Origin of the sequence: Dyella sp. SG562, assembly GCF_011759495.1 — a bacterium.
Lineage (GTDB): Bacteria > Pseudomonadota > Gammaproteobacteria > Xanthomonadales > Rhodanobacteraceae > Dyella_D > Dyella_D marensis.
Genome location: NZ_JAAOYS010000005.1, coordinates 74,550 through 95,899 on the forward strand (window position 1 = coordinate 74,550; position 21,350 = coordinate 95,899).

The following is a 21,350-nucleotide window of genomic DNA, read 5'->3' on the forward strand; positions in this document are numbered from 1 at the left end:
CCCGCAATAAAAACCACCAATTCGATAAGGGATGGTGCGAAAGGAGGGACTCGAACCCTCACGGGGTTAACCGCTGGAACCTAAATCCAGTGCGTCTACCAATTCCGCCACTTTCGCTCGGACCGACCCGGGGAAAGACGCCTAAGCTGCGGATACCGCGAGGAATTCACGCAGGCACCTGGCCTGCCCCGTCCCCCGTCCGTACCCGGGCCCCTCGCCCTAAGTCGATGATTCCCTTACACGAAAGCGGGCCATTTTACGGTTGCGCGCGGCGGCAAGACAAGCCAATGGCGGCTTGTCCACGCCTTTGTATAAAGATGCCGCCCGCTCAATGGCTTGCGCGCCGCAAGCCGCGCGGGCGCGGTCTCACAGCTCGCGGAGAACGCGAAAGCCCACCCGTCCGCTGCGCACATTGCCGTCGGCGCCCTGCCGGTAGGCCGAGCGCACCTGGTCCGGCGAGCTGCCCCAGGAGCCGCCGCGCACCACCCGGGTCGAGCAGCCGGGGTTGACCCAGGCGCTGCCGTCGGTGGGCGCGCGCACGTAGCTGTCGTGCCAGCAGTCCATCACCCACTCCGACACGTTGCCGTCGATATCGAACAGGCCGTATGGGTTGGCTTCGAAGCTCATCACCGGCGCCGGCCCCCAGTAGCCGTCGCGGTACTTCTCGAACGCATTGCTCCAGCGCCGGCCGCTCTGCGAGCGGTCGCCCGCGCCGGTGAGGTTTTCCACCTTGCGGGTGGGCGTGCCGTTGCCCCACCAGTACTTGGTGGTGGTGCCGCCGCGCAGCGCGTATTCGAACTCGGCCTCGCTGGGCAGGCGGTAGCGCTTGCCGGTGCGCTGGCTGAGCCAGTCGACGTAGGCCTTGGCGTCGTTCCAGGAAATGTTCACCACCGGCAGGCGCTCGTCGGTGGCGGCGCGGCCGGCGTAGTCGCTCTGCCAGGTGGCGTCGGGATCGTCGCGCAGCGCGCCGCTGCGTTCGTCGTAGACGCTGGCGCCGCCGAGCTTCTGCGAGTCCGGCTGGTAGCCGCTGGCGCGCACGAATTCGCGGAACTGCCCGATGGTGATTTCCGCGCGCGACAGCGCGAAGCCCTTGCCGATGGCGACCTGGTGCTGCGGCGTCTCCGCACCCGCATGGCCTTCCTCGCCATCCGGCGCGCCCATGCTGAAGCTGCCGGTGGGAATGACCACCATCGACGGCGTCTGCCCCGGCAGATCCACATAACGGTCGGCGAACACCTGCCCCGGCTTGTAGCTGGCGTAGAGGCGCGCATTGGTCAGGCGTTCCTGCAGGTCGGCGAGGCCCTGCAGGTCTGGCGCCAGCTCCTTCACCTGCTCGGCCAGCTGCAGCGCCAGCGCCTGGTCGCCGCCGTCCAGCGCCGAACGCGCCTGCGCCAGCAGGTTGGCGGCGCGCTGGTGGCGGATGCCGTCGACGCGGCCCTGCACGTCCTGCAGCGCGGGCGAGCCGGGCAGGATGGTGGCCGCCTCGGTCAGCGCATCGCCGGCGCCCTTGAAGTCGTTGCTGGCCACCGCGGCCAGGGCGCGATCGAGCACCGCGCGCTGCACCTGCGCGATGCCCTGCGCGGCCACCGCGTTTTCGGCATCGAGCTGCTGCACCTGGCGATACAGCTCCAGCGCATTGCCGCCCTTGGGCGCGTCCACCTTGCCCTGCTGCAGCAAGGCTGCCGCCTGCGCCAGCATCGGCCGCACCTGGGCCAGTGTCTTGAGCCTGGCCTCGGCCTGGGCCACGTCGTCCTTGCTGTCGGGCACGCTCTTCAATGCGTCGAGCAGGTCCTTGGCCGACTCCTCGTCGCCGACCAGGATGTCCTGGCCGATCTCCGCCACCAGGCGCGCGCGCACTTCGTACAGGCCCTGCGCGGCGGCGCGGCTGTCGGGTTTCAGCTTCAGCGCTTCGGCGAACAGCGCGGCGGCGCCGTCCTTGTCGCCGGCCAGCTGGCCGTTGCGCAGCGCCTTGGTGGCCTTGTCCAGCAGCGCTTCGACTTCGGGCGTATCCGCGCTCTTCTGCTCGGGCAGGCTTTCGTTCTTCCTGCTCATGCGCGCCACGATCACATCGGTCGGCGCCAGCGTCACCGGCGGGCCGGCATCGAGTTCGGCCTGCGCCGTGCTCGCCGGCGCGCGGCCGGTGCCGAGCGGCGCGGCGGCGGGGCCGAGGTTCATGGCGCGCTGCGTCTGCACCCGCGTCGGGTCGACATGGAACACGCGCGGAAAGAAGTGATAGACCAGCGCCATCCCGAGCACGACCACGCCAAGCGCTCCGCCCAGGGCGCGCTGGCGTTGTACGGTTTCCTTGCTCGGCATGGTGCGTGTCCTTGGGGCAGCCTGCTAAGGTGCGCCGCTAACCATAGGCACAAACCCCTGACAGGACAATGAGCGATGCATGTCCCTCAGGCTGCGAAGGAAGCTTCGATGCAACTTCCCGTTATCCCGGCGGCGGACTGGATCACCAGCCGCGCTGCGCTCGAGCAATGGCTTGCCGCGCTGCCCGCCGACGCCGCGCTCGATCTCGACACCGAGTTCATGCGCCGCAATACGTTCTATCCGCAGCTGGCGCTGCTGCAGCTGGGCTGGAACGGGCGCTACGCGCTGGTCGATCCGCTCGCCTTCGACATCGGCGACGCGCTGCGCCCGCTGCTCGGCAACGGGCAACTGCTCACGGTGATGCACAGCGGCAGCGAAGATCTCGAAGCGCTGGCCCCGCTGCTGCCCGGCGGCCCCGCGCGGCTGTTCGACACGCAGATCGCCGCGGCCTTCGTCGGCATGGGCCTGGGCATCAGCTATCGCGCACTGGTGGCCGAACTGGTCGGCGCCGAACTGGACAAGGGCGAGACGCGCTCGGACTGGATGCAGCGTCCGCTCACCGAATCGCAGCGCGCCTACGCCACGCTCGACGTGGTCTATCTCGAACCCGTGCACGAGCAGCTTGCCGCGCGCCTGGAGCAGCGCGGCCGCGGCGCCTGGCATGCGGAAGACTGCGAACGCCTCAAGCGCCGCGCCTGCGTGCGCGAAGGCGATCCGCAGCCGCAGGAGAATTTCCGCGGCGCCGCCGAATGGCAGCCCGCGCAGCAGGCGCGCCTGCGCCGCATCCTGCTGTGGCGCGACGCCACCGCGCGCCAGCAGGACCGCCCGCGCCCCTGGCTGCTGGAAGACGCCCAGGCCATGAACCTGGCGCAGCTGCCCCCGCAGAGCATGGCCGAACTCGACGAACGCACCCGCGGCCAGCGCGCCCTGCGCAGCCCGCAGCGCACCGAGCTGTTTCATCTGTTGCAGCAGCCGGTCACCGAAGAAGACATCGCCGCCACCGCGCCGATTCCCGGCACGCCGCAGGGCGAGGCGAAGAAGGCGCTGGCCGCGATGAAGGACGCCGTCGACAGCACCGCGCTGGCGCTGGACCTGCCCCCCGGCCTGCTGTGCCCGCGCAAGGTGCTGGAGACCTACGTCGTCACCCGCGCCTGGCCGGAATTCCTGGAAGGCTGGCGCCGCGAACACCTGCACGACCGCCTGGCAAGCCTGCTGCCCGGCTGAGGCTTGCGCGAGGGGGCTTGGCGGCCCCCGGTGCCGCTGCTAATATTCGCGGCTCGCGTGGGGCGGTAGCTCAGCTGGGAGAGCGTCGCGTTCGCAATGCGAAGGTCGGGAGTTCGATCCTCCTCCGCTCCACCATTCATTCCAGACATAAAGCCCCGAAAGACCAGCGCTTTCGGGGCTTTTTCGTTGCCCGCCGTTCTTCCCTGCGCTTCATGCTGCATGTGGGGCTTGCGCGCACCTCGTCAGGCAGAACAGCGCAGGTCCAGCATCAGGTGGCGCACGGTTGCCTGGGCCGGACTGTCGATGGTGCCGGTGGCGTTGATGCGGTAAGCAGAGCAGTCGGCATTCTCCTCGCGCCCGTCTTTGATCGCGCACTCGGCCTGGATGGTGAAACCCATGCGGCCATTGAGAGCCGCCCGCGCGACGGAAACGTCCTGGCAGTTCTCCGACACTCGCGCCAGAACCGTGTCGTTGCGAAGGACGAACGCAAGCAACCCGCGATCCGTGGAGACATCGTCGCTGGCATAACTGGCGGAAAAGGGGCCCAGGACGGCAAAAGCAGCCACCGGGATCACCGCTATCGTCCGGAACTTCCGATTCATATCCATCTCCTTTGGTTGCATAGGGGTCAGCTGGCCGTGACTCGCAAACGCATGATGAAGCGAGCGTCTGATGCGCCAATGACCGATTAAAGGCCAGAATCGGCCGGCCCCTCGCCTTCCGGCATATCCGTCAAGAAGTCACCAAGCCGCCCGGCGATGCGTGGCCAGTCAGCGGGCTGAGGAAGGCGGCGCCATCCGCTGCGGCACGCCGGTCACGTTCGACGAGACCAGCCCCAGTCCCTGCCAGAAGTCCGCCGGATACGACAGCGTGGGCCGCCCCACCCAGCCGCGCACCACGTCCAGCTCATAGCCGCCGTCCACGCGCTTGTATGCCACCGAGTTGAGCGCGATGGCATCCCAGTCGCCGGCGTAGCGGATATCGCGCAGGGCATCCGGGTAGTGGCCGTAGCGCACCTTGTACAGCTCGATCAGCGCGATGGCGGTCTTGAAGTTCTGGTCGCCGAACTTGGCGTCCGCTTGCTGTTTCATGGAGCAGCCCGCGCCGAGGAAAGCTGCTCCAAGCACCACCGCAAGCATGCATGCACGCAATTTCATTCCATTCTCCTTTTGCGATCCGAAGGAACCCTAGCGGCGGGCCGCGCGCCGCGGCCTTCCCGCCGGCTTGCCGTCCGGCGGGCCGCAGACCTCCCGAACGCATTCGCGCAGCCATTGGTGCACCGGATCCGCATGCAGGCGCGGATGCCACAGCATCGAGATGTTCAAGACCGGCGTCGCCACCGGCAACGCGAAGCTGTGCATGCCTTCGCGCAGATTGCCGGTATGGCGTTCCGGCACGCTGGCGATCAGGTCGGTCTGCCGCGCCAGCGACAGTGCGGTGGCGAAGCCGCCGACGATGGTGGCGACTTCGCGCGCCAGCCCCAGCGCGGCGAGCGCGGCGTCGATCGGTCCCTTTTCGCGGCCGCGCCGCGACACGCTGATATGGCGCCCGCCCGCATAGCGCGCCGCGGTGAGCCGGCCGCGGCCAAGCGGATGGCCATGGCGCACCACGCCGACATAGCGGTCGCGGAACAGCGCCTGCACGCGCATCTCGGGGCCGGCGTTGGAGTCGACCACGCCGGTTTCCAGGTCGACGATGCCGTCGCGCAGCGGCGCGCTGTCCTTGTCCGGCTTCTGCATGAAACGCAGGTGGATGCCCGGCGCTTCGGCGGCGATGCGGGCGATCAGCGCGGGGCCGAAGTTCTCCACGAAGCCCTCGCTGGTGCGCAGGGTGAAGGTGCGCGCCAGCTGCTCCAGCCGCGGCCTGACCGCGGGGCGCAGCACTTCCTCCGCACCCAGCACGAGCTGGCCGACCCGGTCGCGCAGTTCCAGCGCGCGCGGCGTCGGCACCAGGCCGCGGCCGGCGCGCACCAGCAGCGGGTCGCCGGTGGCTTCGCGCAGACGGGCCAGTGCGCGGCTCATCGCCGAAGGGCTCAGCCGCAGCCGCCGCGCGGCGCGCGCGACGCTGCCTTCGGCCAGCAGCACGTTGAGAGTCACCAGCAGGTTGAGATCGGGCATGGACATGCGCGCCACCATGGCAGCGGCGATACCTGGCGTCAAACGCACGGATAAAGTGCAAATGCTGCGCCTTCCGCCATGCCACGAGCGGCATTAATTTGCCGGCATCCACGCTGCCGGAGTCGCCCGCTTCATGTCCAAGCCGCTTGTTTCCGCCCAGGGCGAATGCGCCATCGAGGGCTCCACGCGCCAGCCCGCCGCGCCCTGGGCGCTGGCCGGCCTGGCGCTGTCCATGCTGCTGCCCTCGCTGGACACCAGCATCGCCAACACCAGCCTGCCGCTGCTGGCGAAAGCGTTCGACGCGCCGTTCCAGCAGGTGCAATGGGTGGTGCTGGCCTATCTGCTGGCGATCACCACGCTGATCGTCGGCGCCGGACGCCTGGGCGACCTGGTCGGCCGCAGGCGCCTGCTGCTGGTGGGCATCTTCTGCTTCACCTTCGCTTCGATGCTGTGCGGCGTGAGCGGGCAGCTGTGGGTGCTGATCGCGGCACGCGCGGAGCAGGGACTGGGCGCGGCGATCATGCTCGCGCTCACCATCGCCAGCGTCAGCGAAGCCGTGCCCCGCGACCGGATCGGCCGCGCGATGGGCCTGCTCGGCACCATGTCGGCGATCGGCACCGCGCTGGGGCCGTCGCTGGGCGGCGTGCTGGCGGCGGCGTTCGGCTGGCCGGCGATCTTCCTGGTCAACGTGCCGCTGGGGGTGCTGGCCTTCGTGCTGGTGTCGCGGCATATGCCGCGGGAGCGCACCGCCGACAAGCCGGCGAGCGCCGGTTTCGACCCGCTCGGCACCGTGCTGCTGGCGGTGGCGCTGGCGGCGTATGCGCTCGCCATGACGCTGGGCCACGGAAAGTTCGGCGCGCTCAACCTCGCGCTTCTGCTGGCCGCCGTTGCGGGCGCCGCGTTGTTCGCTTACGCACAGACGCAAGTGGCCGCACCGCTGATCCGCCTGTCGATGCTGCGCGATGGCGACCTGAGCGCGGGGCTGGCGATGAGCGCGCTGGTGTCGGCGGTGATGATGACGACGCTGGTGGTCGGGCCGTTCTACCTGTCGCGGGCGCTTGGCCTGGCGCCGCTGTGGGTGGGCCTGGTGTTGTCGTCCGGCCCTTGCGTCACCGCATTGAGCGGCGTGCCGGCTGGCCGCCTGGTGGATCGATTGGGTGCGCGCCGCACGACTACGCTCGGCCTGATCGGCATCGCCATCGGCACCTCGCTGCTGTCCATGTCCACGCTGTGGCCGCTGGGCGTGGCCGGTTACATCGGCCCCATCGTAATCACCACGCTCGGCTATGCGCTGTTCCAGGCTTCCAACAACACCGCGATGATGACGGGCGTGGCGCAAGGCCAGCGCGGTGTGGTGTCGGGGATGCTCAGCCTGTCGCGCAATCTCGGCCTGGTGACGGGTGCGTCGGCGATGGCCGGGATATTTGCGTGGGCGGTGGGCAGCGGCGATGTCGCACATGCCGCGCCAACCGCGGTGGCGTTCGGCATGCGCACGACCTTCGGCGTGGCAGCTGCATCGATGGTGCTGGCGATCAGCGTTTCAGCCCAACGCCGGCACCGCTTCGCACGTCCGTTGGGGTTCGCGTTCGCTCACCCCAACCTACGCCGGATGTTTCTACGCGGGGTGCGATGCTTTCAACCGGCGCGGCTTGATCGCTTTGTCGACGTGCTTCGCGGGAGCATCCCGCCGGCGCCGCTTCGCCACCGAACGCCACGCCACGGTGGCGACGCCACCGGCGGAACTCACGCCGCCGGCGATCAGCCACGCGGTACCGATGCATAAAGGACACATAACCGCCCTCCTCAATGTTCGCCGCAGCAGGGCGGCACGGCCGCGGTCACCCCGGGCCACGCGCCGACGCCGCCCGGCAGCATGTCGAAGAAATGCCACAGCACGCAGAAGTCGTCGCCGGGACTGAAGCCGGTGTCGGATACGCGCAAGATGGCGGCGCCGTCGCGGCGGAACACCGACAGCCCCGGCAGCCAGCCGCCCTTGGGCGATACATAGCCCATGTCCCTGGCGAAGCTGCTGCCTTCGTGGCTGAGTATCGGGAATGTCCAGCCGCGCAGCTCCGCCATGCGCTTCTGCACCGAAGGACGATCCGGACTGGTCACGGCGAAACCCGCGCGCGTCACCACATGCTGATGGATGCCGTTGTAGCCATCCGCCCACAGCGTGCAGTACGAACAGGCCACGCCCATGTTGTGCACCACGATCAGGTCTTCGTGTTCGCCGAACAGCTCGGACAGGCGCACCTTGCCCTCGCTGCCGTTGAACTCGTAATCGTCCACCCGCTGCGGCTCCACGCTGGCCAGCGTGTCGCGCATCTGCTCGCGGATGGCGGCGATCTGGCGGCGGTAGTCGGCGAGCTTGCCGCTCACGTCGTTGTATTTCATGGCGGTGTTCCTTGGCGCTCAGGTGCCGTAGGCGATGCGGTGCTTCACCCAGGCCATCGGGTACGACAGGCTTTCCTCGTTGCGGCCCAGCGGCGAAGCGTCCAGGTACTGGTACGCGGCGTTGAACATGTCGATGCCGCGCGAGTAAGTGGAATAGGTGTGATAGACCTTGCCGTCCTCGTCCTTGAAGAACGCGCTGACGCCGGGGTAATCGGTGCCGCTGACCTTGATGCTGCCGTAGTTGTAGTAAGCCTCGCCGCGCTCGAGCACGTCGGGCCGGAACGACACCTGGTAGTCGTAGTTGAAATCGTCCAGCGAGGACACCCAGGGGAAAGCCCAGCCGAACTCGCGCGCCTGCTTCTGCAGCTTGGCCAGCGGCGCGCGCGAGATCGCCGCGAAGGCGACGTCGTGCTGGGCCAGGTGCGGCACGATGCCGTTGAAGTTGTCGGCCCAGAACGCGCAGCTCTTGCAGCTGATTTCCCACTCCGGCGCGTACATCAGGTGATAAACCATCAGCTGGCTGCGATCGCCGAACAGATCGGCCAGCGTGGCCCTGCCCTGCGCCGTCTCGAACGCATAGTTCTTCTCGACCAGCTCCCACGGCAGCTCCTGGCGCTGCCGGGTGACTTCGTCGCGCAGATGGGTGAGTTCTTTCTCTTTGGCGAGGAAGAGCTTGCGGGCCTTGAGCCATTCCTCGTGACTGACGATGCGATGCTGAGCCATGACCATTACCTCGGGATAAGGGGGAGTTGGGGCTTGCATGGACGGCGCGCCGTCGCGGCGCGCTTATTTCCTGCCTGGCGTGCGCTTCTTCGCGGCTTTGCGCGCAGGCTTCGCGGCCGCCGCGGCGCGGCGCTCGTCGATATCCGCCAGGGTGACGGCGAGCAGGTCGAACTGCTGCTGCCAGTATTTGCTGTAGCGGTTCATCCATACCGCCGCTTCCAGCATGGGGCCGGCATCCAGGCTGCAGCGGCTGATCCGGCCGGTGCGTTCCTGCTGGATCAGGCCGGTGCGCACCAGCACCTGGATATGGCGCGATACGGCCTGCAGCGAGATATCGAAAGCGGCGGCGATTTCCGATACCAGCAAGGCCTGGCCGTCGAGCCGTTCGAGGATGTCCCGGCGTACCGGATCGGAAAGCGCGAAGAACACCTGGTCGAGGCGTTCCCGGGCCAGCTCGGGGTGTTCGCCCGAGGCGTCGACGAGGTGCAGGAGCTGCTGGATATTCATCATGGGGGATGAATATCAACTCATTCGTTGATAATCAACAATGAAGTTGATTTTTTAGACGACTGAGCTATCCAGATCATTGGGATAGCTCAATCGACTCAGAAATCAGCACCGAACAGAAGTCCGACCGGCGCTCCCTCGCCTCAGAACCGGTAACTGAACGTCACCGACGCCGCCTGCGCCGACGCATGCCCCACCTTGAGCAGCGCGTCGTAGCTCAGCGACAAGGTCGACGCCCGCGTCGGATGCATCGCCACGCTCGCGCCCAGCGTGGCGTAGGAGCGCGGCAGATCCGTGCCGGGTGCGGCGAACAAGGTGCCGTCCTGCGCCGCCACCGTCACGCCGCGGTGGCGGCCGGCGGTTTCGGTGGCGTAGCCGGCGCGCAATTGCAGATCCAGCGGCTTGCCGTCGTTGTCGAAGGACCGGTCGAACGACAGCCCGACATACGGCTGCAGGCTGCGCGCGCTGTCCACGCCTACGCGCAGGTTCTGCCCGCGCGCGCCGTCTTCGCCGAAGGCATTGCCGTGGAAGTAGGCGTAGCGCGCGCCGATGCTCGGCGTCAGCGTGCCGCCGCCCACCGCAAGCGGCATGGCCGCCTGCAGCGCCGCGGTGAATTCGTGCCCCACGTGATCGCCTTCGGCCACGCCGATGCCGCCGAAGTTGCGCTTCTGCGAGAGGTCGTCGAAGGCGTAGCCCACCGTGCCGGACAGGCGCACCGCACCCAGCGGCTGCGCGCCGTAAAGGGCCAGGCGCACGGTGTCGGTCTGCGCGGTGTCGCCGGTCACGTTCTCGCGCAGGTTGCTGTGCGAGAAGCCCGCCGCAACGCCGACGGTGGCATCGCCCAGCGGACGATCCACACCCATCATCAGGCCGTACTGGTCCATGTGGAAACCGGGTTGCCCGCTGCGTCCTTCGATATCGGTGCCGGCACCCGATGCGGTCACCCACAGGCCGTCGCCCTTGCGCGACCGGTCATCGAGCAGCGCGCGAGCCACCAGCGAAGCATTGGCGGACTGCGCGCGCAGCAGCGCGGCGGTGCCGAGCGCGGCGTAGTTGGAGGTCTGCGTGGGTGCGATCACGGTCGGGCCGGCCGGGCCACTCGGGCCGGTCGGCGTCGCCAGGTTCAGGCCGACCTGGTTCGCGCCGTAGGTGACCGTGGGCGTAAGCGTGCCGAGCGCGGCGCCATTGGCATACGTATTGGTGACGTTGCCGAACGTGCCGGTGACGCTGCCGCCCGCCGTCACGATGGTGTACTGGTGCGCGGCATAAGTGCCCGGATCGTAGATAAGCGCCAGCGTGCCGCCCAAGCTGGCGTTGCCGCCCACCTTCAGCAGCGAGGCATCGGTCGGACTCACTTCGATGGACAGCGTGCCGTTCGCCGATTGCGCGTAGTTGCCAGCCACCGTCAACGTACCGATGGATCCACCCGGCGCCACCATGCCGCTGTTGGTGACGCTGCCGGTGATGCTGCCATGGCCTTGTAGCTTGCCTTGCGCACCCACCGCCACGTCGCCGCCGAGAACCGCGCCGGGCGAACTGGCATCGCCAACCGCCAGCGTGCCAGCCGTCACGTTGGTCTTGCCGGTGAACGCGCTGCTGTCGCCATTGACGGTCAGCACCGCACTGCCCTGCTTGTTCAACACGCCGCTGCCCGTGAAGCTGCCGGCGAACGTGCCGCCGCCGAGGTTCAAGGTGTTGGCGCCGAGCGCCACGCGGCTGCCGCCGACGCCGGCCAGCGTGGCGATGGTCTGCGCGCCGGCGGCGGAGATATCGAAGCTCGCGCCGCTGCCGTTCAAGGCGAGCGCCGTCGCCGGCACCAGCGAGCCGCTGCCCGCCAGGGCCAGGGTGCCGCCGGTGACAGTGGTGGCGCCGGTGTAGGTATTGGCGCCGGTCAATGTCTGCGTGCCACCGCTCAAGCTCAGCCCGCCCGTACCGCCGATCGCGCCGCCGAAGCTGCCGTTCGCCTGCGTGAGGGTCAGCGACTGGCTGCCGAGATTCACGCTGCCGGTACCGGCCAACCCGGCGATCGACGTACCGGACGTGGTCGCCGAGATATCGAAGTTGCCGTTGGCGAGCGTGACGCCGCTCGATGCCGCGATGCTGCCTGCGCCCTGCAGCAGCAGCGTGGCGCCGTTGATGGTGGTCGCGCCGGTGTAGGTGTTCACGCCGGTCAGCGTCTGCGTGCCGCCGCCCAGCGTCAGTCCGCCCGCGCCGCCGATCACCCCGTCGAACGTGCCGGCGGCCTGCATGATCGTCAGCACGCTGCCGCCGAGATTCACGCTGCCCGTGCCGGTGAGGTTGGCGACCGATGCGCCGCTGCTGCTCGCGGCGATATCGAAGGTGCCGTTCGCCAACGCAAGCCCGCTGGATGCCGCGATGCTGCCGCCGCCCTGCAGCGCGAGAGCGCCGCTGACGGTCGTTGCGCCGGTATAGGCGTTATTGCCCGTCAGCGTTTCGGTACCGGCAACGTTCAGACCGCCCGCTCCGGAAATCGCGCCACCGAACTGGCCACTGCCCACCAGCGTGAGCGCCTGGCTGCCGAGGTTCACCGCACCGCCGCCGCCAAGCGCGTGGATCGTCGCGCCGGTGTTCGCGGCCGTCACGTCGAGCGTGCCGTCGACCGTCACCGCGCTGGAGGAAGCGATGCTGCCCGCGCCGGTCAGTGCCAGCGTGGCGCCGGTGCCGATCGCGGTCTGGCCGCTGTACGCCTGCGCGGCGCTGAAAACCTGCGTGCCGCCGGTGATGGCAACGCCGCCGGTTCCCGTCATCGCGCCGTCGTAGCTGCCGCTCGCGCCTGTCAGCGTCAACGTCTGCGCACCGAGATTCACGCTGCCAGGGCCCGTCAGCGCCTTGATGCTCGCACCGGCCGTCGTGCCCGAGATATCGAAACTGCCGCCATTCGCCACGCCGCTCGACGCCGCGATGCTGCCCGTCCCCGCCAACGCCAGCGTGGCCCCCTGCTGGATCGTGGTGGCGCCGGTATAGGCATTGCTGCCGCTGAGCGTCTCCGTGCCGCTGGCCACGACCAGGTCGCCCGCGCCCGTGATGTTGCCGCCGAAGTTGCCGGCCGCCTGCGTCAAGGTGAGCGTGCGCAAGCCCAGGTTGACCTGGCTGTTGGCGCCGCTGCCGCTGAGCGTGGCGATGGATGCGCCGTTCGTCGCACCCGTGATGTCGAACAGTCCATTCGCCACCACCCCGCTCGACGCCGCGATGCTGCCGTTGCCGGACAAGGCCAGCGTGCCGGCGCTGTCGATGGTGGTCAGCCCGGTATACGCGTTGACGCCGCTGAGGAATTGCGCGCCACCCGCGATGGTGAGCCCGCCGCTGCCGGAGGCGATGCCGTCGAACGCGCTGCCGCCATTGGCGATGGTGAGCGTCTGCGCACCGAGCGTGACGGCGCCGCTGCCGGAAAGCTGCCGGATGCTCGCACCCGCGGTCGTTCCCGCGATATCGAACGTACCGTGGTTCGCCACACCGCTGGACTGCGCGATGGAGCCGGCGCCGCTCAGCGCCAGCGTGGCGCCGCTGTCGATCGCGGTGGCACCGGTATAGCCGTTGTTGCCGCTCAGCGTCTGTGTGCCCGCACCGATTCCGATGCCGCCCGTGCCGCCGATGGCGCCGCTGAAGTTGCCGCTGGCCTGGGTAATCGTCAGCTGCTGCGCGCCGAGATCGACCGCGCCACTCCCAGTCAGCGTGCGGATGCTCGCACCATTGCTGGTGGCGGAGATATCGAAGATGCCATCGCTCGCCACCCCGCTCGACGCCGCGATGCTGCCCAGGCCGCTCAATGCCAGCGTGGCGCCGCCGCCGATGCTGGTGGCGCCGGTGTATGCCTGCACGCCCGAGAACGTCTGCGTGCCGCCGCTGACGGTCAGCCCGCCGCTGCCGCCGATCACGCCGGCATAGGTGCCGCCGCCGTCGGTCAGCGTGAGCGTCTGCGCGCCCAGCGCGACATTGCCATTGCCGGCCAGGCGGGTGATCGATGCGCCGCTGCTGGTGCCGGAGATGTCGAAACCGCCGCCGTTCAATACCAGGCCTGCCGAACTGGAAATACTGCCCGTGCCGGTGAGCGCGAGCAGGGCGCCATTGGCGACGGTGGTCTGGCCCGTATACGCATTGCTGCCGCTCAGTGTCTGCGTGCCGCCCGCGATGGTCAGGCCACCGCTGCCCGCGATGCCGCCCGCGAAATCGCCGCTGGCGTCGGTGATGTTGAGGTACTGCGAACCAAGCGCCACCCCGCCGCTGCCGGTCAGCGCGGCGATCGCCACGCTGCCGCTGCTGCCGGAAATATCGAAGTTGCCGTTATTCACCAGGCCGCTGGAACTGGCGATGCTGCCGGCGCCGGCCAGCGCCAGCGTGGCGCCGGCATCGATGGCGGTCTGGCCGGTGTAGGTGTTGACGCCGGAAAAGCCCTGCGTGCCGCCGGCTACCGTGACGCCGCCCGAGCCGGAAATGACACCGGCAAACTGCGAACTGGCCTGGGTCAGGGTCAGATCCTTGGCACCCAGCACGACCGAGCCCGCACCGGCGAGCGATGCGATGCTGCTGCCGCTGGCCGTGGTGCCGGATATATCGAAGCTGCCATCGGCAGTAACCAGCGATGACGAAGCGATGCTGCCCGCGCCGGTCAACGCAAGCGTCGCACCGGCGCCGATGCCGGTCGCGCCGGTATAGGCCTGCGCGGCGGTCAGCGTCTGCGCGCCGCCGGCGATCGACAGGCCGCCGCTGCCGCTCGCGACGCCGTCGAAGCTGCCGCTCGCATTGGTCAGCGTCAACGTCTTGCTGCCGAGCAGGATATTGCCGGCGCCGCTGATGGCCGTTACCGAAGCGCCGGCGTTGGTGCCGCTGATATCGAAGTTACCGTTCACTGCCACGCCGCTCGAAGCGGCGATGCTGCCGTTGCCGCTGAGCGCCAGCGTGCCGCTGTTGATGGTGGTGGAACCGGTGTACGTATTGACGCCCGACAGCGTCAGCGTGCCGCTGCCGTTCTGTTCCAGATTACCGGTGCCATCGATGGCGCCGCCCAGCGATACCGCATCGCTGCGGTTGAAGGCGAGCGTGCCCAGGTTGTGCACATTGCCGACGATCGAACCGGTGGTGCCGCCGTTGCCGATCTGCAAGGTGGAACCGATGTCGATCGAGGTGCCGCCGGTGTACGTACCCGTGCCGGAAAGCGTGAGCGTGCCGGCACCGGTCACGGCCAGGGCGCCTGCGCCGGAGATCGGGCCGGAGAACTGCAGCCCATCCGCGCCATCCATGTCGCCGGTGAGGATGGAACCGGCGCCGAGCGTGATCGCGTTGTCCAGCACCATGTTCACGTCCTGCGCGAACACGCGCGCCTGCGCGCCCGCCGCGAGGTCGATGCCGCCGGTGATGCTGCTGCCGTCGAACATGGTCAGCGCATTGCCGGTGCCGTTGAACTGGATCGCCAGTGCGGTGCTGCCGTCCGGGTTGAGTCCGCCGCTGATGCTGCCGCCGGGGCCGTTGACGATGGTGTTGCCGTTCCAGGTGACCACGCCGATGCCGCCCTGTCCGCCCACGGCACCGTTGCCGCCGGCGATGCTGCCGTTGTTCTGCAGCGTAGCGAACTGGCCGACCAGGTTGACGCCCGCACCGCCGCTGCCGCCGTGCGCGGAGTTGTCGGCGCTGCCGGTGCCCGCCACCGCGCCGTTGCCGCCCTGGATCCCGCCGCTGTTAGTGGTCGAGCTGTTCTGGCCCAGCACCAGCACGCCATCGCCGCCCGCGCCGCCGCCGCCGTTGTTGCCGCCGCTGCCGCCCGCGCCGCCGGAACCGCCGGTGACCTGGCCATCGATCTGGATGTCGGCATCGTCCGCCACCGCCAGCACGCCGGCACCGCCGCCGCCGCCGCCCGCGCCATTGCTGGCGCCGCCGCTGGTACCGTTGCCGCCCGCGCCGCCGCTGCCGCCCGCCACCGCCGCGCCGCCCTGCACGTTCAACTGGATGCCGGCAGCGGTAAACGTCACGCCCGCACCGCCGCCGCCACCGCCGCTGGCGAAATTGAAGCCGTTGGCACCGGCCGCGCCCGTGCCGCCATTCGAGGTGGCGGTAATGTCGAGCGTGCCGCCACCGGTGGTGCCGACGCTGCCGCCGGCGCCGCCGGCGTTCTCGCCCGCCGCGCCCGCGCCGCCTACGCCATTGGCACCCGCCGGTGCACCGACGACCTGGTCGGTTGCGCCGGTGCCTGAATTGAACACGCTCGCGCCACCGCCGCTGCCATTGCCCGCGCCGCCACCACCGGTGCGTTGCGGAATGCCCGCGCCGCCCGGCGCGCTGCAGGAAGGAATATCGCTGGCGTTGGAGCTGCACGCGGCCCACGCCGTCGACGAGATCATGGCCAGGCTCACCGCCAGCGCGAGGGGGCGCAGCATGGGCGCAATCCGCGCCCCGCTTCGGCCGGACACGCCGCTGCTTGCATGCGCCAGTTCGGAAGCCACCTGCAGCAGGCGCAGCGAACGATTCCAGACGAGCCGGTAGATGCGGTTCATGGCGGTACCCCTGTTTATGGGTCGATCGATCGGCCACTCGCGGCATGGCGCCGGGGCCGCTTGCAGCAAGCATGGGCGGATGGCATAGACCGATCGTTCGGGGTGCGTGCGGAACCGGCTTGCAGCACAAAGCTTCGCGCCGCGCGATGGAAGCGATTCCATCGGCGTTCCCCAACGACCGCTACCAACATCCCCTGGATTCGACTTTGCGCCGTGCCTTCCGCCGGATGGAGGAACAGCGCCCCCTTGTCGAGCCGGGGGCCTGAACGCCGCACTCCATGGCGACGGGCCGTCGACTCGCGTGGCGTATGGTGCACGCGCGGATGTGGCCCGGCAATGTAACTTCCGGCCGGTGATGCGCCCGGCAGCAGCGGCGGCGGGCACTGGCTATGATCTGCCGTTTCCCCACGCCAGGAGTGTGCCGTGTCGCGACGTCCCGCCTGCTGTCTCGCTGTTGCCGCGCTCGCCTTCGCCGGCTGCGCCCATGCCGCCGATGCGCCCGCCGGCGTGCGCCATCTCGATCCCGCCGGCTTGTCCAAGCCCACCGGCTATACCCACGTGGTGGACGTGCCGGCCGGCGCGCGCACGCTGTATCTGTCCGGCCAGATCGCGCTGGATGCGAAAGGCAACCTGGTCGGCGCCGGCGATTTCGCGGCACAGGCCGAGCAGGTCTTCGCCAATATCGATACGGCGCTGAAGGCGTCGGGCGCGAGCTTCCGCAATGTCGTGAAGCTCAACATGTACGTCACCGACATGACGCAGCTCAAAGCGCTGCGTGCGGCGCGCGACAAGTACGTCGACGTGCAGCATCCACCGGCGAGCACCTTGGTCGAGGTGAGCAAGCTGGGGCGCGAAGGCTTGCTGCTGGAAGTCGAGGCGACGGCCGTCGTGCCATAACGCTACCCCCTCTCCCCGCGGGGAGAGGGTCGGGGTGAGGGGGCCTACGGAGCGATGAAGCAGGAGCACAAAAGCAAGCGACGCTTCGTCGATCTTCTACCGCAACCACCCACCCCTCATCCGGCTGTGCCACGTTTAGCCGCCCAAACACTTGCTCTCTCCATATAAGAATCATTATCATTTGGGACTGACAACCCCGCAGCAAGCCACGTCGCTCCGCCGACCCAGCCGCTCCTTCTTCATCAACGGTGCCTCCCGCGTGGAAGCACCGTGCCCAAGGACGCACCCGTGGCCGGCCACTCCCCCGCTTCTCCCTCGTTCCACCGCAGCGCTCTCGCCCTCGCCTGCCTGCTCGCCCTCGCCGCACCGGCGCTCGCCACCGAACCGCCCGCCACCGGCAGCGACCACAAGGACCAGCGCCGCGTCACCACGCTCGAAGGCGTGAGCGCCACCGCCAATGTCGACGACCACGGCTACACCGTGCCCGCCGCCAGCGGTGCGACGCGCCTGCCGCTGTCGCTGCGCGAGACGCCGCAGTCGGTAAGCGTGGTCACGCGCGCGCAGATGGACGACTTCGGCCTGAACAACATCAACGACGTGCTCGGCCGCACCACCGGCATCAACGTCGAGAAGATCGAAACCGACCGCACCTACTACAGCGCGCGCGGCTTCGACATCACCAACTTCCTGACCGACGGCCTGGGCATGCCGTTCGCCAACGGCGGGCAGGAAGGCGATATCGACACCGCCATCTACGACCATATCGAAGTGCTGCGCGGCGCCAACGGCCTGCTCTCGTTCACCGGCAATCCCTCGGCCACCATCGACTTTGTGCGCAAGCGCCCCACCGCCGACCTGCAGGGCAGCGTGGGCGCCACCGTGGGCAGCTGGAACAACCGGCGGCTGGACGGCGACCTGTCCGGCGCGCTCAATGCATCCAAGAGCGTGCGCGGCCGCGTGGTGCTGGCCGATCAACAGAGCGACAGCTATCTCGACCGCTATGCGGTGCGCAAGAAAGTGGCCGCCGGCATGCTGGAAGCGGACCTGACGCCCAACACCCTGCTCTCGGCCGGCATCACCTGGCAGAAGAATGCGCCGAAGAGCCCGATGTGGGGCGCGCTGCCGCTGTACAACACCGACGGCACGCCGACCGACTACCGCCGCTCCACCAGCACCGCAGCCGACTGGTCGCGCTGGGACATGAGCAACACGCAGTCCTACCTGTCGCTGTCGCACGACTTCGCCAACGGCTGGAGCGTGAAAGCCGCGCTCAACTACCGCCGCCTGGCCGGCGCCAGCGAGCTGTTCTACATCTATGGCACGCCGGATGCGGCCACCGGCCTGGGCCTCTTCAGCTACCCCTCGCAGTACAACAGCACCGAAAAGCAGTACTACGCCGATGTCTACGCCAGCGGCCCGTTCTCGCTGGGCGGCCGCGAACACGAGCTGGTGCTGGGCGTGAACGCGGGCAAGAGCGACGTGGACCAGCTCTCCGGCTACTCCACCGACATCGGCACCGCGCTGCCGCCGCTGTGGGACTGGAACGGCCGCTACGCCAAGCCCGCCTTCAACGCCTACTACAACAGCGCGCAGTTCCACATCCGCCGCCGCAGCGCCTATGCCACCGCGCGCTGGAACCTGGCCGACTCGCTGAAGCTGATCACCGGCGCCACCCTCACCCATGTCGAGAGCACCGGCCAGAACTACGGCGTGCCGCATGCGTACGAGAAAACCAAGGCCACGCCCTTCGTCGGCGCGGTCTACGACCTCGACGCGCACTACTCGCTGTATGCCAGCTACGCCAAGCTGTTCAATCCGCAGACCGAAGTGGACGTCAACAACCGCGTGCTCGCGCCGGTCACCGGCGACAATCTCGAAGCCGGCATCAAGGGCGCCTGGATGGACGACCGCCTCAACGCCTCGTTCGCGGTGTTCCGCTCGCGCCAGAACAACTACGCCGAATCGGTGGGCATCAACCCGGCCACCGCGCAGAACTACTACCGCGGCATCAACGCCACCTCCACCGGCTACGAATTCGATCTCGCCGGCCAGATCACCCCGGACTGGGAAGCCAGCGCCGGCATCACCCAGCTCGGCATCGAGGACGACCAGGACCGCAACGTCCGCACCTACGTACCGCGCCGCACGCTGCGCATCAACACCACCTACCGCTTGCCGTGGATGCCCGGCCTGAAAGTGGGCGGCTCGCTGCGCTGGCAGGACCGCATCGTGCGCGACCAGCTGGCGCTGGATACGCAGGGCCGCGAGATCTACACCACCCAGGGCAGCTATGCGCTGCTGGGCCTGATGGCGCGCTACGACTTCGATCCTTCGTGGAGCGCCACGCTCAACCTGGACAACCTCACCAACCGCAAATACATCGCCAGCCTGTACTGGGCACAGGGCTACTACGGCGCGCCCACCAACTGGCAGTTGAACGTGACGTACCGGTTCTGAGCCATGGTGCCCGCCGCCCTCCTGCTGTGTTTCGCCAGCGCGCTGCTGTTCTACCTGGCCAGCCCGCAGCAGCGCCTGCGCGCCCGGCCGCTGCCGTCGTGGATACGGCTGGCGGCATTGGCGTTCGCGGCCAGCGGCGCCGGTGCGTGGATCGACGTGCTGGGCCTGGGCGCGGGGCTGTTCACCGCGCTTACCGCACTGATGCTCGGCTGGGTCGGCCTGCCCTACGCGGCGTGGTATGCCTCGCGCGGGGAGCGGCGATGATCGCGCGCTGCCTGGCCGGCACCGTGCTCGGCTTTCCGCTGTCGGGGATGCTGCTGGCGCTGTGCCTGTTCTGGCTGCCCGGGCATGGGCAGGATTGGTTGATTCCCGTGCTGCTGCTGTTCTTCCCGCTGTGGGTGGGCGTGATGGCGGGCAGCTATATGTTCCGCAGCGGCGCGCGCGCATGGCTGATGCTGGCTGCCGCCAATGGCGCGGCGTTCGCTCTGCTGTGGCTGTCGCGCCACGTCGCCGGTGCCTGAGGCCCGCATGAAATCCTCCACCATCCGCACCTTCCAGACCGTCCACACCTGGGCCGGCCTGCTCGCCGGCTTCGCGCTGTTCGTGGCGTTCTATGCCGGCGCGCTCACCGTGTTCCATCACGACATCGCGCTGTGGCAAAGCCCGCCGTGGCGCAGCGAACCGGCGCGCGACGTCTCCGTGCAGACCATGATCGACCGCCTGCTCGCCGCGCATCCGAAGGCCGCCAAGGATTTCGGCATCGTGCTGGCGCCGCCGGGCACCGCCCAGGGTCCGTATGCGTACTGGAACGATGGCGAGGAACATTTCGCCACCGCCGACAAGCTGGACCGCCCCACCGACGACGCCGGTGCCACCCGCGGCCAACTGGCCGACTTCGTCTACGCGCTGCACGATTCGCTGGGCATTCCGGTGGTGGGCCTGTACCTGATGGGCATCGTCAGCGTGATCTACGGCCTGGCGCTGATCTCCGGCCTGCTGATCCACCTGCCGCAGCTGCTGGGCGACCTGTTCGCGCTGCGCCCCGGCCGCAACCTCAAGCGGCTATGGCAGGACGCGCACAACGCCATCGGCGTGCTGAGCCTGCCCTTCCACATCATTTTCGCGGTGACCGGCGCGCTGATGTGCCTGTTCGTGCCGCTGTTCGCCGCGCTCAACCTGATCGCCTTCGACGGCAAGCTGGACGATGCCTTCGCCAAGGCGATCAGCACCGCGCCGACGGTGCAGGCCAGCGGACGCGCGGCACCGATGCTTTCGGCCGAGGCGCTGATCGAACGCGCGCGCGCCTCGGCGCTGTCGCTCGGCGTCACCCGCTTCGAACCGGACTACGTGCACTACGACCACTACGGCGACGCCAACGCCCTGGTGCAGGTGCGCGGCGTGTCGGAGCGCACGCTGGGCACCTACGGTACCATCGCGCTCAACGGCGCCACCGGCGCGGTGCTGGAGCAGCACGTGGGCGCCGCGCACAGCGTCAACGGGCTGGTCAATTCCTCGATCTATGCGCTGCACTTCGGCAACTTCGGCGGACGCGCGGTGCAGTGGCTGTATTTCCTGCTCGGGCTGGCGGGCGCATTCCTGTTCTATTCCGGCAATTTGTTGTGGATCGAATCGCGGCGCAAGCGCCGCCACGCCGAACAGCCGCGCAAGACGCTGGTGATGGCGCGCGCCACCCTGGGCGTGTGCCTGGGCACCTGCGCCGGGATTGCGGCGGCATTCGCGGCGACGATGCTTGCGCAGGCGCTGGGCATCGATCCCGCCATGCCGCAGCAAGCCGCCTGCTATGGCGTGGTGGCGCTGGCGGTGGCGTATGCCTGTATGCGTCCGGTGGCGCGGGCCGCAGTGGAGTTGCTGCTGTTCACCGCGGCGGCGCACATGGCCGTGGCGATCGCCGACCTCATCCGCAACGCGCCGGCGTGGAGCCAGCCATGGACGCCGCAGTCGCTGGCGGTGCTGGGCGTGGACCTCACCGGCATCGCCCTGGCCATCGGCTTTGCGTGGCTGGCGCGGGCCAGCCGGCAGCGTGCGCTGCATGGGGATGCCCATAGCGTATGGGCCGCCTCTTCCGCTCGGCCAGGCATGCACGCCGAAGTCTGAAGAACCTGCCGGTCACGCGTACTTCACGCGTATAGAAATCATCGATCGGTGCAATTCGATCAATCAATTATTCATGGCCGCCGGCGAGGCA

The 21,350-nt window shown here is 68.7% G+C and carries 15 protein-coding genes and 2 tRNA genes; 8 read left to right on the forward strand and 9 right to left on the reverse strand.

The genetic code is table 11. From position 1 onward, the window contains the following. Positions 1 to 32 precede the first annotated feature (32 nt). Positions 33 to 117, reverse strand: a tRNA-Leu gene (locus tag FHW84_RS11400). Positions 118 to 366: 249 nt separating this feature from the next. Continuing rightward, positions 367 to 2,316: a formylglycine-generating enzyme family protein gene (locus FHW84_RS11405; RefSeq protein ID WP_167255540.1), complete on the reverse strand. Its 1,950-nt coding sequence runs from the start codon at positions 2,314 to 2,316 to the stop codon at positions 367 to 369. A gap of 108 nt (positions 2,317 to 2,424) precedes the next feature. Here FHW84_RS11405 and rnd point away from each other — a divergent pair, with 108 nt between their 5' ends. Beyond that, complete coding sequence (gene rnd, locus FHW84_RS11410) at positions 2,425 to 3,540, forward strand: ribonuclease D (protein ID WP_167255542.1); 1,116 nt, start codon at positions 2,425 to 2,427, stop codon at positions 3,538 to 3,540. A gap of 59 nt (positions 3,541 to 3,599) precedes the next feature. Further along, positions 3,600 to 3,675 (forward strand) — tRNA-Ala (locus tag FHW84_RS11415). Positions 3,676 to 3,782: 107 nt separating this feature from the next. Here the strand turns inward: FHW84_RS11415 and FHW84_RS11420 are convergent. From FHW84_RS11420 to FHW84_RS11430, 3 genes are all read right to left on the reverse strand, one after another. Then, complete coding sequence (locus FHW84_RS11420; RefSeq protein ID WP_167255544.1) at positions 3,783 to 4,142, reverse strand: hypothetical protein; 360 nt, start codon at positions 4,140 to 4,142, stop codon at positions 3,783 to 3,785. Positions 4,143 to 4,310: 168 nt separating this feature from the next. Beyond that, on the reverse strand, positions 4,311 to 4,631 hold the full coding sequence (locus FHW84_RS11425; protein WP_243868076.1) for a hypothetical protein: 321 nt from the start codon (positions 4,629 to 4,631) through the stop codon (positions 4,311 to 4,313). A gap of 96 nt (positions 4,632 to 4,727) precedes the next feature. Next, the gene (locus FHW84_RS11430) at positions 4,728 to 5,663 is read right to left on the reverse strand and encodes a LysR family transcriptional regulator (RefSeq protein WP_167255548.1); all 936 of its coding nucleotides are present in this window, start codon (positions 5,661 to 5,663) and stop codon (positions 4,728 to 4,730) included. 127 nt (positions 5,664 to 5,790) lie between these two features. Here FHW84_RS11430 and FHW84_RS11435 point away from each other — a divergent pair, with 127 nt between their 5' ends. Beyond that, the gene (locus FHW84_RS11435) at positions 5,791 to 7,440 is read left to right on the forward strand and encodes an MFS transporter (RefSeq protein WP_167255550.1); all 1,650 of its coding nucleotides are present in this window, start codon (positions 5,791 to 5,793) and stop codon (positions 7,438 to 7,440) included. Positions 7,441 to 7,460: 20 nt separating this feature from the next. On the opposite strand, the gene FHW84_RS11440 is transcribed toward FHW84_RS11435, so the two are convergent. From FHW84_RS11440 to FHW84_RS11455, 4 genes are all read right to left on the reverse strand, one after another. Beyond that, the gene (locus tag FHW84_RS11440) at positions 7,461 to 8,054 is read right to left on the reverse strand and encodes a DUF899 family protein (protein ID WP_167255552.1); all 594 of its coding nucleotides are present in this window, start codon (positions 8,052 to 8,054) and stop codon (positions 7,461 to 7,463) included. A gap of 18 nt (positions 8,055 to 8,072) precedes the next feature. Then, positions 8,073 to 8,777 carry a thioredoxin family protein gene (locus tag FHW84_RS11445; protein ID WP_167255554.1) on the reverse strand — a complete coding sequence of 235 codons (705 nt, stop codon included), beginning with the start codon at positions 8,775 to 8,777 and terminating at the stop codon, positions 8,073 to 8,075. A gap of 63 nt (positions 8,778 to 8,840) precedes the next feature. Further along, positions 8,841 to 9,287, reverse strand: coding sequence for a metalloregulator ArsR/SmtB family transcription factor (locus FHW84_RS11450; RefSeq protein WP_167255556.1), 447 nt, complete (start codon positions 9,285 to 9,287; stop codon positions 8,841 to 8,843). Positions 9,288 to 9,427: 140 nt separating this feature from the next. After that, the gene (locus FHW84_RS11455) at positions 9,428 to 15,790 is read right to left on the reverse strand and encodes an autotransporter-associated beta strand repeat-containing protein (protein ID WP_167255558.1); all 6,363 of its coding nucleotides are present in this window, start codon (positions 15,788 to 15,790) and stop codon (positions 9,428 to 9,430) included. A gap of 423 nt (positions 15,791 to 16,213) precedes the next feature. On the opposite strand from FHW84_RS11455, the gene FHW84_RS11460 reads away from it, so the two are divergent. The 5 genes from FHW84_RS11460 to FHW84_RS11480 all read left to right on the forward strand — a co-directional run bounded on the left by FHW84_RS11460 (position 16,214) and on the right by FHW84_RS11480 (position 21,259). Further along, positions 16,214 to 16,687, forward strand: coding sequence for a RidA family protein (locus FHW84_RS11460; RefSeq protein WP_208399751.1), 474 nt, complete (start codon positions 16,214 to 16,216; stop codon positions 16,685 to 16,687). A 270-nt stretch (positions 16,688 to 16,957) separates the two neighbouring features. Then, positions 16,958 to 19,144, forward strand: a complete 2,187-nt coding sequence (locus FHW84_RS11465) for a TonB-dependent siderophore receptor (RefSeq protein WP_343203595.1) — start codon at positions 16,958 to 16,960, stop codon at positions 19,142 to 19,144. A 3-nt stretch (positions 19,145 to 19,147) separates the two neighbouring features. Further along, positions 19,148 to 19,408 carry a hypothetical protein gene (locus FHW84_RS11470; protein WP_167255560.1) on the forward strand — a complete coding sequence of 87 codons (261 nt, stop codon included), beginning with the start codon at positions 19,148 to 19,150 and terminating at the stop codon, positions 19,406 to 19,408. Further along, complete coding sequence (locus FHW84_RS11475; RefSeq protein ID WP_167255562.1) at positions 19,405 to 19,665, forward strand: hypothetical protein; 261 nt, start codon at positions 19,405 to 19,407, stop codon at positions 19,663 to 19,665. Before FHW84_RS11470 ends, FHW84_RS11475 begins: the two co-directional genes overlap by 4 nt. 7 nt (positions 19,666 to 19,672) lie before the next feature. Beyond that, entirely contained in the window at positions 19,673 to 21,259 is a 1,587-nt protein-coding gene (locus tag FHW84_RS11480) for a PepSY-associated TM helix domain-containing protein (RefSeq protein ID WP_167255564.1), read from the forward strand. The last annotated feature ends 91 nt before the right edge of the window (positions 21,260 to 21,350 follow it).